The organism is Gayadomonas joobiniege G7 (assembly GCF_000300815.1).
In the GTDB taxonomy this organism is placed as follows: Bacteria; Pseudomonadota; Gammaproteobacteria; order Enterobacterales; family Alteromonadaceae; genus Catenovulum; species Catenovulum joobiniege.
This window is the reverse complement of record NZ_AMRX01000006.1, coordinates 719,300-732,980: the sequence shown is the minus strand read 5'-3', so window position 1 is coordinate 732,980 and position 13,681 is coordinate 719,300. Positions and strand designations below refer to the sequence as shown.

Here is a 13,681-nt window from a genome sequence, read left to right as displayed (position 1 = left end):
CGGTAAATTATGCAAGATTTTTTATTGTTAATTGGTGACAATGTTTTCAATCTGTTTGTTTTAGGTAAAAACAAAATTAATTGTTTAGATATTTTGAAAACATTGAGCGAATTAATATGAAACTGACCTGCATTAAAATAGATCATAGGCTAAAAAAAACACTGCCTTTTCTGTTTAGTTTAGCGATTGTGGGGTGTGGTGAAAAAACACCTAGTACTTCTGAGCCTATCAGTTATAGTCTGCAAGTTAAGCCTATTTTATCGGATCGATGTTTTGGTTGTCATGGCCAAGACGAAGCCAACCGTAAGGCCGATTTGCAACTGCATAACCCAGAATCTGCGTATAAAACCTTTGCCGATGGCAGTCAAGCCATTGTGCCAGGGAATGCCGAAGCGAGTATCGCCTATCAAAGGATTATTTCTGATGATCCCGATTTTGTGATGCCGCCTAAATCTACACATACCAATGTGACTAAAGAAGAAGCAGAAATTATTCGCCAGTGGATAAATCAAGGGGCTAAATACGAAAAGCATTGGGCTTATATTCCACCGGTAAAACCTAAAGTTCCCAAAGTTAAAGATCCCCAGTGGGTGTCTAACCCTATCGACAACTTTACCCTAGCTAAAATGTATGAACATGGCTTATCACCGTCGGATAAAGCCAGTAAGGCCAAACTTATTCGCAGAGCGTTTTTAGATATAACAGGCGTGATCCCAACTCAAGATCAACTTAAAAAATATCTAGATGATGAATCAGAAAATGCTTACGAGTTAATGCTTGATGATTTATTTTCTGATATTCGTTATGGCGAAAAAATGGCTAGTTATTGGTTAGAGTTGGCTCGTTATGGCGATACCGATGGGTACCAAAATGATGGTGAGCGCAACATGTGGCCGTGGCGTAACTGGGTTATTGATGCTTTTAATAACAATATGCCATTTGACCAGTTTATGCGCGAACAACTCGCGGGTGATTTACTGGAAAATCCGACTAAGGAACAGATTATTGCGACAGGTTTTAACCGAAATACACCGTTAAACGCAGAAGGTGGCATTATTGATGAGGAGTTTAGGGTTGAATATATTGCTGATAAAGTAGACGTGACTTCAACAACCTTCTTAGCGCACAGTGTTGGCTGCGCGCGCTGCCATGATCACAAATATGATCCAGTTTCGCAAAAAGACTATTATAAGATGTTTGCCTTTTTTAATAATACTAAAGAAACAGGTATCAGTGCTGGCAGTTGGGCGAAGCCAAATACTTATTATTACCCTGATAAACAAGATAGTCAGCTTGCGGCACAAATCGAGAATGAGATCAGGCAGTTTGATCTTCGTGTTAAAGCGGTCGAGTCTGCGCACAAAGCAGAGTTAACCGCTAAGCTTGGCGTTCAAGCTAATGCAGACATATATAAAAATCTGGTTGTAGAAAACAAATATTACGTAAACTTTGAAAAGCGTTTTGCCCGTGATACCGAGCAAGTGAGTATTGCCAACACCTTAGTCACACTGGGTAAATTCGGCAACGCTCTGCGCTTTAATGGGCAAGGAAAATATTCTGGGTTTGCTCATTCACGGTTGCACCCACAAATTTTTAATAAAAAGCCGTTGGGTTTAAGTATTTGGACGCGGCAAACAACAGACGAAGATATGCGTTTGTTTGAAGGATTGCCCACTTATATTGACCAACCTGTTAAGGCGAACAAAAACTTACCAACCAATGGTTTTCGATTAGCGGCGCAATATCAAAAAAACTCCCGTAAAATCAAAGGTTATGATCTTGCTATCAATGATAAAAATCAGCTTGAGTTCGCTGTAGTGGGTGCTTGGCCTGAGCATGCGATTAAAGTCGTTTCCGAGCCACTTCCTGATGATACCAATTGGCAACACGTGTACGCACAATATGATGGTTCGGAACAGGCCCAAGGGTTGTCTTTGTATCTAAATGGCAAAAAGCTTAAAAGTAAAATTGTACAAGATAATTTAGAGGGTGAATCTACCGCTATTCGTTATGGTGAAGTTGTTTTTGGTGCGCCTAAGCTTTCTAAAGCAGGTATGTTTACTGGGCGAGATCTGGATGAATTTCGTTTACTCGATAAAAACTTGAGTGCTGAAGAAGTTAAACTTTTGGCAAACGCTTCGCCATGGCAAATTGCTGGCGGTCAATTTAGCGAGTACCCGAGTGAGCTTTTAAGCGATAATCAGCAATACATGAGTGATAAAGTTGAGCTGCTTAAAACTGAAGAAAAACTTAATCGCTTAATTGATGAACGAGCAATACAAATTATGGTGATGCATGATGCAGCACCGTTTGATAAACCGATCAGACCTACCTATTTGTTGCAACGTGGCAGTTACGATCAGCCGGATAAGTCTGAGGTATTAACTGCCAATATTCCAGAATATTTTGGCGATATTAGCCAGCAATATCCACAAAACAGGTTGGGGTTAGCCAAGTGGCTGGAATCTGAACAAAACCCGTTAACAGCGCGTGTTATGGTCAATCGATTGTGGCAATTGATGTTTGGTCGCGGCATTGTCAATAGCTCAGAAAACTTTGGTATACAGGGTGACCTACCTAGCCACCCCAAATTATTAGACTGGTTGGCGGTCGAGTTTGTTGAGTCGGGCTGGAACATTAAATACATGCTTAAGCTTATGATGATGTCGAGTACTTACCAGCAAAATTCAAATTTACCCAATGGCGAGAATATCAAGGATCCAGAGAATATTTATCTAGCTCGTGGTGGCCGTTATCGGATGACAGCCGAACAAATAAGAGATAGCGCATTGCAGGCTGCCGGTTTATTAGTTAATCGGGTGGGTGGTCCTAGCGTAAAACCGTATCAACCGGATAATTTTTGGCAGTCTATTAACGCCAAAGTTGCCTATGAACAAGGTACAGGTGACGATTTGTATCGCAGAAGTATATACAGTTATTGGAAACGAACGGCTGGCGTACCTTCAATGACTATTTTTGATGCGGCTACCAAAGATTATTGTGTATCTCGTCGACAAATTACCAATACGCCATTGCAAGCGCTGGTCATGCTAAACGATCCCCAATACGTTGAAGCTGCTCGAGTGTTAGCTGAGCGAGCCTATCTGAAATACTCAGACGCAAAAAACAGAATCGAATTTATTAGTACTAGCTTATTAAATCGCAGCTTAGATTCGGCCGAATTGGCCGAATTAACCACTTTGCTTGAAGAAATGGTATTGGCTTATAAAGCTGATCAGCAGCAAGCTGAATTTTTGTTAAATGTGGGGGAAAAACCGACTTTAATAAGTGCAAATGATTTTTCCGATGTGGCGCCTTATGTGGTGGTTAGTTCGGCTGTTATGAACCTTAGTGAATTTGTTACTCGACAATAAATAGGATTAACTTTATGACTTACAATAAACCATTTAATCGTCGTGACTTTTTGCGCGCTGGTGCGAGCTGTTTAGGCGCTGCAGCGCTCGGTCCCTCGTTTTCGTCGTTTGCCGGAATCGATCATGGTGTGCTAGGCGCACCGCATCATTTGCCTAAAGCTAAACGGGTGATTTATTTATTTCAAAGTGGTGCGCCGTCTACTCAGGATTTATTTGACTACAAACCTCTACTTAGAGAAAAGCACAAACAAGAGTTGCCCGACTGGGTGCGTAATGGTCAGCGCCTAACCGGGATGTCGTCAGGCCAAGCTTCGTTTCCTTTATGTGGTTCAAAATGGGATTTTAAACAGTATGGTGAAAATGGTGCTTGGTTTAGTGAATTGATGCCACATATGGCCGGGATATCGGACGAGTTGTGCATCATCAATTCAATGGCCACAGATGCCATTAACCATGATCCGGCAATCACTCTAATGCAAACGGGATTTATGATCCCAGGCCGGCCAAGTTTAGGTGCTTGGGTGAGTTACGGTTTAGGTTCGACGAACAACAATTTACCTCCTTTTATTGTGATGACTTCTAGCCCGGGTGGGCGACCGGCCGGGCAGCCATTGTATTCACGGTTATGGGGCAGCGGTTTTTTACCGTCGGTTTATCAAGGGGTTCAATTTAGGGCTGGTGCAGATTCAGTTTTGTACTTAAACAATCCAAACGGTATTGATGGTGCAAAGCGTCGTCGCACACTTGATAGATTATTAAAGTTAAACGAAAAAGAATACGAGCGTAGCCGAGATCCTGAAATTCTCTCGCGCATTTCTCAGTACGAAATGTCCTATCGAATGCAAGAGTCTATTCCGGATGCAACTAATTTTAGTGACGAGCCTGATCATGTTTTTGATCTCTATGGTCAGGATGCGAGAACGCCCGGTACCTATGCGGCAAACTGCTTAATGGCGAGACGGCTCGCAGAGCGAGATGTGCGCTTTATTCAGCTTTATCACACAGGCTGGGATCAACATAAAGACATTCCAGAAAACCTACCCGTACAGACCCGAGATACAGACCAAGCCACAGCGGGTTTGATTAAAGATCTAAAACAGCGCGGGTTACTGGACGATACCTTAGTGATTTGGGGCGGTGAATTTGGCCGTACCAGCTATTGCCAAGGTGAGCTCACCGAAAAAACTTATGGGCGTGATCACCATCCTCGTTGTTTCACTATGTTTATGGCCGGTGGTGGTACTAAATCTGGGTTAATTTACGGTAAAACCGACGATTATGGTTACAACATAGTTGACGATAGTGGACAGCCTATCGCAGCTGATAAACACCATTATGTGCCTGGTACTGTGCACATTTACGACTTACAAGCGACTGTGTTGCATTTAATGGGCATAGACCATCAAGGTTTGACTTATAAATACCAAGGTCGCCGTTTTCGTTTAACTGATGTGCACGGCCATGTCGTTAAAGATTTGTTGGCTTAGGTTAAGGGCATAGGCAATGGATATTATTCAATTTTTAGGTCGTTTTCATGTGTTGTTATTACACTTGCCCATTGGCATTTTGTTTATGGCGGCCGTGATTGAGATTTATTGGGTTTATAAAAAACAGCCGCGCAATACCTTAATAAAAGCGGTTTGGCTTTGGGGCGCGTTCACAGCAGTGGGTGCCGCGACACTTGGTTACCTGTTGTCGCTTGGTGGAGGTTATAGCCAAGAGGCAATAGCAACACATAGAAATTGGGCGGTTGGCGTCATTATATGTGCCTTTTTCTGCTGGTTTTATTTAGGGCGCTTAGCGAACAAAAAACAAACTGGGCACGGCAAAAAAATTGTTGGGCTGAGTGTTTTGCAATTGCTGTTACTGTTTTCTACTGGGCATTACGGGGCCAATATGACACATGGCGAAACCTATCTTGTTGAGCATGCCCCAATTTTTGTGCAAAAACTGGCCGGTTTAAAAGTGCGGGAGCCAGTTACTTCAGTTGAGCAGGCGCAGATTTACCCCGATGTGATAGAGCCTTTGCTGCTGCAGCGATGTAGCGGTTGCCACAACGATCAAAAAGCAAAAGGGCGACTGAGTTTTGCCAGTTATCAGAGTACTTTGTCTAAAGTGGTGGTGGCCAATGATCTAGCAAGTAGTGAACTCTATCGGCGAATTACCTTAGACGCTCATGATAAAAAATTTATGCCCGCAGAAGGTAAAACACCGCTAACCGATGAACAAGTAAAACTGATTGCTTGGTGGATTGAAAAAGGTGCACAAAATCAAACCACGGTCACTGAGTTGCAGGCAAATGCAGAGATCCTACGGGGGATTGCTCAAGAGCTCAAGCTAGGTGAGTTTTCGACAACTGAGCAAATACACGTTGCTGAGCTTTCAGAACAAGTTGTCATTCAACTAGAGCAGGCGGGCTTTCACGTTAGCCGAATACAGCAAGGGCAACCTTTTGTTCGTTTGATTTACGCCAACAACAAACAAGACATTACCGAGCAAACAATTACTGCATTATTACAAGCAAAAGAACAAATCAAATGGTTAAAGTTGGCAAAAAGCTCGGTGACAGATCAACAGTTGAGTCAGCTGGCTGAACTAAAAAATCTAACTTGGTTGGATTTATCAAACACACAAATTAGCGAACAAGGTTTAACGCACTTTGCCAATAAAGCAAATTTAAAAATTAACACCTTTAATACACAGGTTGAATTATGAAACCGATAAAATATCAATTTGCAGTTTTAATCGTTGCCGTACTCGCCGTTGTTAAGGTCGCGGCGCATGGCAACCATGCCGACTATCGTTATCAAAAGGGCTGGTTAAAACCGGCTGAGGGCACTCAATATCTCGGCAAATCACATGGCGAAATAGCGGTATCCAGCACGGGGCGTATTTTTGTCAGTGTGTTGGGGAAACAGGGCGGCATTCAAGAATTTTCAGCCGATGGACAATATCTGCGTCATTTACCGAATTCGCCAGTCGATATCCACGCTATGGTGATTAAAAAAGAGGGCAATAAAGAGTACATATATGCACCCACCATGTATAGCTACAAAATTGTTAAATTAGACTTGGATGGCAATAAGGTGATGGAAGTGGATGCGCTTAATGCCATTCCTGAGCGTTTCCATAATGGCATCAGTGTGTATAAAAATTGGACCGATAAACGTAAGCTGAGGTTATCGGGTATTGCCGTCGGCGACAACGGTGAGATTTATATTGTTGATGGTTATGGACGCGACTTTATTCATAAATTTAATGCCAATGGAAAGTATCTAACTACGTTTGCTGGTCAGGGCGAGCCTTGGAATTTTAGCAATTGCCATAAAATAGCGATTGATCCTAGATACACACCTAAGCGCTTGTTATGTACTGATCGCAACAATGATCGTCTTGTTCATATGCAGTTAGACGGCACTTTGATCGGCAATTATGCGACCGATTTACGTAAACCCAGTGCAGTGGCGTTTAATGGTAATACTCTTGCAGTCGCCGAGATTAGAGGGCGAGTTAGTCTGCTGGATATCAATGGTAACATTGTTAAAACCCTCGGTACCAATCAAAACGCAGAGCAAATTGGCCATGACAGAACCAAACCAAAAGATTGGCAGGATGGTGTTTTCACCTCACCTCATAGCATTGCTTTTGACGCGCAAGGCAACTTATTAATCTCTGAATATAGCCAGTGGGGACGGGTGCTTAAATTTAAGGCGCATCATTAGTCGGCCAGTTTAACCAATTGCCATTCATGCGTGTTCGGTTGGTTGACCTGATAAATTTGTTCAAATAGCCTTTCTATCTTGCTTTGAGCCTGTGCAAATTTATCAGCGGTATTAAAATATTTATCCACTTGTTTTGTTAAATAAGGGTGCCAAGGTTTACCTTCGGCATTCTTCACGTGTTTTAACAAAGCGGCTTTTACCGCATCTGGATCTTGTTTATTAAGTTTGGGGTAGCCGGCTAAGATTCGATATTTTACGTGCATCACAGTGCGAATAATATCAGTTTGCTCAGCAATTTTATCATTGAGCTTTTTCACGCGTAACGCTTGTTGATACATAGGTGTGTTATCGTTAACCGCTAAATTGATACCTGCAGCAAGCGCTGTTGATCTATACTGGGCAACTGATTGGCCGTCGATTAAAAGTTGATAGCGCCCAGCAGACAGGTTAGTGACTTTGAGGTATTGCTGATTAAAATTTTGCATAAATGGCACCCATTTAGTTGCCGGCGCTTGTTCTGTAGTTATTGGAAACGGTAGGCTGTGACTTTTGCAGGAAAAACGGACGTTATCTTTTTGAACTTGGATTCGTCCTTGCAAATCGCAGTTGTTAAAACGGATAATTTTGCCTGTTTGTGCATCCAACCTAAAATCATTAATATATTTAGATTCATTTTGGGCAGTTAAAAATGCATAAAAAATTACGAAGTGGCCAGCAGTCTCGGGATGAACTCTATCTTGACTAACAATGGTTGCACTGGCATCAGTTTGTTGTAATAAACGATTTATCGCAAGCATGGGTGTTTGCACATCGACTATCTGTGCGTTATTTTTAGTGGCTAAAATTTCAAGCTGGTTACCGTAATTTATCAGCTCAGCATTTTTTCCGTAAAGCGCCGGTGTTTTACTTTGCACAGTTTCATCATAAATCGAAGGTTTTATTAAAATCACTTTGCTTTTTATCGCATTTAAACGCTCAATGAGCGTTTGCATATTGCTGAGGTATTTTTGACGCACTTTTTTTTGTTTTTGTCGCAGTTGTTCTTGTGCTTCTCTCGTTTGAATTGGCTGTTTATATAAATGCGATAAGTTGTCGTTCATACCCAGCATAATACTAGTGACAGTGGGCTGATAATAAGCAACATCTTGGGTGAAGCGAGCGATTGCGCCATGCGCAGTATCACCAGAGACGCCCGCGTTGTAATATCTAATTTGTTTGTTCGGGTACCTAGTGGCGTTAAATAAAAAGATGTTTTGATGATAGCTGCCGCCATGAGTAATAGAATCGCCCAAAAATACAATGCGCTCATTGTCTGCAAATTTGTCTATGGGTTGTTGGTTGGCGGACACCGACACTGAAAAAACAAGGTTAGCAATAAACGCTAACCCGATAGACGGAGATATTAAACGTTTGATACTTGTTTTGTTCATTAAAACAACCCTTATAAATTAAGCTGATTCAAATCTGAATCTAAACATATTTTAAACGTGATGACTGAGCATGAGTTCGTTTGTCAAAACTAGTTAATGTTCAGAGTTTTTTGCTTTTCAAAACCCAAATAGCCGTATGAAACTGTTATTGCGTCTGTGTTTGGTGCTCTGAATGTAGCGATGAACTCGCCTGTATTCAGGCCTGTTTCTGTTAAGGCTAAGCGCTGTTTTTTCCCGTTGCGAATAAGATCGATCCAAGCTGTGTCTTTTTTGTGCCAATCTATGTTTAATGCAGCTTTCAATTTTATAACCACTTTATCACCTGCGTTCACCTGATTGACAACTTGATTGGTATTCGCATTTAAAATAGTTAACTTATGGCTATCTAAAGTTGAAAAACTCAAGGTTGCCATCCAACCACGATTGGATATTCCCCAGCCTTCAGTTGCGTAGGCTTTGTTGCCAAAATCTTTGCCCAAGTTTTTACCTTCGTATGCTTCCACTTCTCGAGTGATTGGAAACTGACCGTCTAGCGGGCTGCCATCTAATGTGCCTCTCACCTTTCCTAATTTGCCAAAACCATTTGGATGTGATGAAGGCCAGCCGTGTTCAACACCAGGCCAATAGCCAACGTCAATCCTGTCTTGGCTTTTGTTGCCTAAATGGGTGCCAACCGGGTTGACACCAAAAACAAAATCTACTTGTGCCCAAGCTAGTTTTCTAAGCTGGGGATCATTTAATAAATGTGCAACAGCAAACATAGAGCCGCCCAATGCAGGTGCGCCACCAAGTTCTTTCGTTTTTGGATGTGCCCATTCATCTTCACTATGAACTCGGTATTTCCAAAAGTTGTTGGTTTTTTGTTTCATATGAATAGCCCAAGCGGCTAGCTTTTTTTTAGTCCCTTCAGGTGCATGCTCAGGCTCAAGCAATAAGAAAAAAGCCAATGCTTGCGGCGTAATATGTTCGGCGTTGCGTATCCACCACATGTGACGCGGGTTGTTAAAATCCCAGTGTGCGATGATATCTTCGGCGCCCGCAATGGCCCATTTTAAAAACTGTTCTGCTTCCGGCGAATTTAACGCTTTTTCGCTGCGGTACATAAATAAGTTGCGAAATACGGATTGACCATAGGCATTGCCCATTTCATTAAACTCTTGAAACCCTTTATCGACCCACTTACGGCTATAGGTCCAGTATCGAACAACTTTGTGGCGATCGTACTCTTGCCATTTGGACAGCAATACATTGCGATATTTGTGGTAGGTTTTTTCGTCCATGTAGCGGTATAAAAAGTCATGATAAGCGCCAACAACCGCGGCGAGTTGATCAAGCGTATTCCAATAGTCAAAATTCATTCTTGGCTCACCTTCGTAGCCAAGCGTCCCATGCCGGTTTTTGACTGGGCCATTATATTGGTGATATTTATAGGCAAACTCAGCGTGCCACAAAATTAGTTCAATGAGATCCGGTATTTTGCCTTTACCAAGCTCGTCTTTCCAATTATCAAACAAAGCTGGATTACTTGCATACTGTAGTATTTCAAAAGTGGTTTCTAAACCAAATGCGCCGCCATCTCTTGTTGGCCCACCGCTATAGACTTCCTCTATTTTATATTCCTCTAAAGACGCAAAGCCGCGCGCATCAACAAAAAAGTCATAAGCGAGTTTTGATGAAACCTTCTCTATCAGATGATCAGCAATCCAGAAGGGGACAGAACGGCCATGACCTTTAACTTCTATAATAAATTCGTTGGTCGCACCCATTGGATTAAAGTCGCTAAACCATCCTTGAAATCCTAACATGTGGCCTGAATAGACAACTTGCATCGTTTCAGCATTAAGAATGTTAAACTGAGTGCCGTCTTTCGCGCCATAACAAACAAAGCGTTTAGACTCGCCTAAGTTGTATCCCGCTTGGTTAACCAAAGGTGGGTAAGTTGTGTTTTTATTCTTTGTTGGTTTTGCGTTACTTATACCAAATAAGCAAATGGCTATAAGAGTACAAATAGTCAAGATGCGCATTTAAAATTCTCATATCACCTGTGATTGTGTATCTATATTAGCAATGATTTGAGGGAAACTAAACTTTTTTGTGCGCGCCGCAATAAATTGCGACCACGCGAATTTTGAGATGTGAATCAGGTTTGTTAATAAGTGTAATGTTATTGTTACACTTGTTGTGGTTAAAAAGCTCAAATTATGTATTAAAGTTATCTCAATGGTTTTGTATATAAAAACAGTATTTCACATTTAGTTTTGTGGTGTTGTTCAGCGACGCACACTTTATACTGGGGAAATTGAGCATGTTAAAACATATTAGAGCAAAACAATTGTCGGTCGCGGTGCTCGCAGCACTATATTCTACAACGGGGACAAGTGCCGAGGCAGACAAAAAACAAGAAGACGTTGAAGTTATAGAAGTATCAGGATACCGCGGTAGCGGACATAATGCTTATCACCTGATCTTAGAAGGAGAAAGCTACCGCTCACTTAGACATGAAAAAAGGGAGGAAAAATAACCATTGAAAACGGTCTAAAAAGACGCTAAAAATAACCCTGTTTGAGGGTAAAAATGACACTTTAAAGTGGCTCTATTATGCCGACTATGGGTGGATCGATTAGGGTGCTCAGTGACACCCCACTTGCAATGATATTTTTGACACCATTACAAACAAAATATAAACGCTTGACTTAATTTGAATTAAAAGAAAATTTAATTGATTTAATGTCAATCCAGCCAGACTCACCCGACTGATCGTTCAAATTATCTTGGTGATTCGTCCCATCACCAGTTGCAATATAACCTTCTTCCGGGTAGCGATCAGTGTGTTCAAGTGAATCACTTGCCCAGAGCCAAGGCCCTTCGTCGTTTAGTGTTGCATTTGCATAAGGATTCCGTTCAGGATTTGAGTACCTCAGTTTAGTTTCAAGGTAAAATGGGGTTGAATCATCAATTAGTTCAATGAGTGAGGCCTTGCTAGCATCGAGACTAAATTTTAAAGTATTACCGTTTTGATTGATTGTATATGCATTAACTGGACTAGTACGGGCAGACATTAGGTTAAGCTCCTTCTCTAGCGATATCCATACTTTAGCATCTTCATTCTCTAACGCTTGGAAGTCAGCAAAGGGGGTTCTGTCTTCTTTTAGTTGAACAAAAAGATCACCAACATCATTTTTATTATTGCGATTAATATCAAACCAAATTCTGTAATAAAATGCCCTGTTACTGCTTCGGATTAAGTCTGGAAGCTCTCTAAATTCAACTTCAATTTCAAACGGGTGATCGGGGTAACAACCTATAGTGTTATTTGGGAACATATTAGTGGAATTATAAAGCTCTGAATCTACGCCTGGTATGTTTGCCTTTAATTGAAAATTGACAAAATCAAAGTTACTTTGCGATTGACTGTTAGATTTTATGTCAGTGAGTATAAGCCGATTATCTGCTTGGGTGCTTATTTTATAACTAGATGCGTGATAACAGTTTGCTCCATCTACAGAGTATACAACTAGTGAATTACGGCCGAGTGTTAGATAGGTATCATTGAGATCATTTACCCAAATACCTAACATCTGATCGTCTAAAATTGCGGTAGTGATGCCTAAAGCGCTAAAAATGTTGCTGATATCGGATGACGAAAACCCTTCATTTTTTAAAGTGATTTCTAAATCTGATTTTTGTGATTGACTAAAATTTGAGAAGTTGGAGTAGCCTAAATTGGCCAACATGGTTTTTATCTGCTCAATATCCTGAGTACTGATTTGATCTGTTTTTTCCTCCGAATTCCCATTTCCACCACAAGATAGTAAAGCGATACTAAGCGCAGTTGCCGCTAACATTTTTTTCATCATGTTTCCTTAATGTTTTTATTTTGTTATTCCATGGGTAGTTTATATAACAGATGTGGTTTACTCAATATACGAAATGATAATTTATATATAATATTTTTTTACTTAAATTGTTCGGTTAGCATTTAGCAAATTAGCTGTAAATCCGTTTACTTTCACTGAAGGAAAAAATATGTTCACTAAACTATCAAAATCAGTCTTACTATGTTTGAGCCAGTGTTTTATTTATTTTGAAGTTCTTTCTTCATCCCTTAGCGTCAAAACTTCAAAACCATCAGCGGTCACTAAAATTGTATGCTCCCATTGAGCCGATAATTTTTTATCTCTGGTGACCACTGTCCAGCCGTCCTTTTTAGTTTTAGTTTTATAATTTCCTTGATTGATCATAGGCTCTATAGTAAAAATCATGCCTTCTTTAAGCTCGACACCTGTGGCTGGTGAACCATAGTGTAGGATTTGGGGATCTTCGTGCATGTCGCGACCAATCCCGTGGCCACAATAGTCTCGTACTACGCTGTAGCCAAATTTTTCGACATACGTTTGTATCGCATGGCCAATGTCGCCAAGACTAGCTCGGGGTTTTACAGCTTTTATGCCTTGCCACATAGCTTCATAAGCGACAGCAACAAGCTTTTTGGCCAGTGGCGTAACCTGGCCAATACAATACATTTTGCTACTATCTGCTATATATCCATTTTTTTCGAGCGTTATGTCAATATTAACAATATCTCCGCTTTTTAGTTTTCTGGCTGGCGTAGGCATACCGTGGCAGACAACTTCGTTAATCGAAACATTGAGTACATATTTGTAACCATACTGGCCTTTGCTAGCCGGTCTGGCTTTTAACTGGTTCACGATATAATCCTCTACAAAATCATTGATTTCTAGAGTGGATTTACCGATGTCAATAAAGGTATCTAATTGTTCAAAAACCTTTGACAACAATTGGCTCGAGTGGCGCATTAGTTCAATTTCTTCAGCTGTTTTAATCCGTATGTTATTCATTGTCTAACTTCACTCTGGTGATATTTTGTTTTTCTTTTTCGCGCTCAATAATCTGCTCGTATGTCAGGCTGGGGTTTTGCTCGGCGATACGGCCGATTTTCATCCAAAACTCAGCTTGCGAATTGATTGACCTTTCCATTACTGTGCTATTTTTTCTAACTTCTTCGTGAAGTTCATCAGAGATTTTTACGATACCCATAGACTGATTTTATAACAATATATAAATAAATTGATACAATATGTAGTATTTTACATTCTATTCGGGGGTTGTGCAATAAATGATCAAATCACATTTG

Annotated in this window: 10 protein-coding genes; 5 read left to right on the top strand and 5 right to left on the bottom strand. The window is 40.9% G+C overall.

Annotated features, from left to right (window positions below; genetic code table 11):
• Positions 1-116: 116 nt before the first annotated feature.
• The 4 genes from C727_RS18375 to C727_RS19060 are packed head-to-tail and all read left to right on the top strand — an operon-like array spanning position 117 to position 7,096.
• Positions 117-3,374: a DUF1553 domain-containing protein gene (locus C727_RS18375; RefSeq protein WP_017445605.1), complete on the top strand. Its 3,258-nt coding sequence runs from the start codon at positions 117-119 to the stop codon at positions 3,372-3,374.
• A gap of 14 nt (positions 3,375-3,388) precedes the next feature.
• The gene (locus tag C727_RS0110525) at positions 3,389-4,861 is read left to right on the top strand and encodes a DUF1501 domain-containing protein (protein WP_017445604.1); all 1,473 of its coding nucleotides are present in this window, start codon (positions 3,389-3,391) and stop codon (positions 4,859-4,861) included.
• 16 nt (positions 4,862-4,877) lie between these two features.
• On the top strand, positions 4,878-6,089 hold the full coding sequence (locus C727_RS18370; protein WP_017445603.1) for a c-type cytochrome domain-containing protein: 1,212 nt from the start codon (positions 4,878-4,880) through the stop codon (positions 6,087-6,089).
• Positions 6,086-7,096: an NHL repeat-containing protein gene (locus tag C727_RS19060; protein ID WP_017445602.1), complete on the top strand. Its 1,011-nt coding sequence runs from the start codon at positions 6,086-6,088 to the stop codon at positions 7,094-7,096. The genes C727_RS18370 and C727_RS19060 overlap by 4 nt, the downstream gene beginning before the upstream one ends.
• On the opposite strand, the gene C727_RS0110515 is transcribed toward C727_RS19060, so the two are convergent.
• Both C727_RS0110515 and C727_RS0110510 read right to left on the bottom strand, forming a co-directional pair.
• Complete coding sequence (locus C727_RS0110515; RefSeq protein WP_017445601.1) at positions 7,093-8,526, bottom strand: SGNH/GDSL hydrolase family protein; 1,434 nt, start codon at positions 8,524-8,526, stop codon at positions 7,093-7,095. The two genes, C727_RS19060 and C727_RS0110515, sit on opposite strands and share 4 nt — an antisense overlap.
• 89 nt (positions 8,527-8,615) lie before the next feature.
• Entirely contained in the window at positions 8,616-10,550 is a 1,935-nt protein-coding gene (locus C727_RS0110510) for an early set domain-containing protein (RefSeq protein WP_017445600.1), read from the bottom strand.
• Between the two features lie 281 nt (positions 10,551-10,831).
• Here C727_RS0110510 and C727_RS0110505 point away from each other — a divergent pair, with 281 nt between their 5' ends.
• Positions 10,832-11,047, top strand: a complete 216-nt coding sequence (locus tag C727_RS0110505; protein WP_017445599.1) for a hypothetical protein — start codon at positions 10,832-10,834, stop codon at positions 11,045-11,047.
• Positions 11,048-11,219: 172 nt separating this feature from the next.
• Here C727_RS0110505 and C727_RS0110500 read toward each other — a convergent pair whose 3' ends face one another.
• From C727_RS0110500 to C727_RS0110490, 3 genes are all read right to left on the bottom strand, one after another.
• Positions 11,220-12,380, bottom strand: coding sequence for a hypothetical protein (locus C727_RS0110500; protein ID WP_017445598.1), 1,161 nt, complete (start codon positions 12,378-12,380; stop codon positions 11,220-11,222).
• A gap of 225 nt (positions 12,381-12,605) precedes the next feature.
• The gene (gene map, locus C727_RS0110495; protein ID WP_017445597.1) at positions 12,606-13,385 is read right to left on the bottom strand and encodes a type I methionyl aminopeptidase; all 780 of its coding nucleotides are present in this window, start codon (positions 13,383-13,385) and stop codon (positions 12,606-12,608) included.
• Positions 13,378-13,584: a ParD-like family protein gene (locus tag C727_RS0110490; protein WP_026052675.1), complete on the bottom strand. Its 207-nt coding sequence runs from the start codon at positions 13,582-13,584 to the stop codon at positions 13,378-13,380. The genes map and C727_RS0110490 overlap by 8 nt, the downstream gene beginning before the upstream one ends.
• Positions 13,585-13,681 lie beyond the last annotated feature (97 nt).

Excerpts from the sequence above, each read along its gene's own strand:
- C727_RS18370 (WP_017445603.1), top strand. The coding sequence starts at position 4,878 with ATGGATATTATTCAATTTTTAGGTCGTTTTCATGTGTTGTTATTACAC.
- C727_RS0110525 (WP_017445604.1), top strand. The coding sequence starts at position 3,389 with ATGACTTACAATAAACCATTTAATCGTCGTGACTTTTTGCGCGCTGGT.
- C727_RS0110510 (WP_017445600.1), bottom strand. The coding sequence starts at position 10,550 with ATGCGCATCTTGACTATTTGTACTCTTATAGCCATTTGCTTATTTGGT.
- C727_RS0110500 (WP_017445598.1), bottom strand. The coding sequence starts at position 12,380 with ATGAAAAAAATGTTAGCGGCAACTGCGCTTAGTATCGCTTTACTATCT.
- map (WP_017445597.1), bottom strand. The coding sequence starts at position 13,385 with ATGAATAACATACGGATTAAAACAGCTGAAGAAATTGAACTAATGCGC.
- C727_RS19060 (WP_017445602.1), top strand. The coding sequence starts at position 6,086 with ATGAAACCGATAAAATATCAATTTGCAGTTTTAATCGTTGCCGTACTC.
- C727_RS18375 (WP_017445605.1), top strand. The coding sequence starts at position 117 with ATGAAACTGACCTGCATTAAAATAGATCATAGGCTAAAAAAAACACTG.
- C727_RS0110490 (WP_026052675.1), bottom strand. The coding sequence starts at position 13,584 with ATGGGTATCGTAAAAATCTCTGATGAACTTCACGAAGAAGTTAGAAAA.
- C727_RS0110515 (WP_017445601.1), bottom strand. The coding sequence starts at position 8,526 with ATGAACAAAACAAGTATCAAACGTTTAATATCTCCGTCTATCGGGTTA.
- C727_RS0110505 (WP_017445599.1), top strand. The coding sequence starts at position 10,832 with ATGTTAAAACATATTAGAGCAAAACAATTGTCGGTCGCGGTGCTCGCA.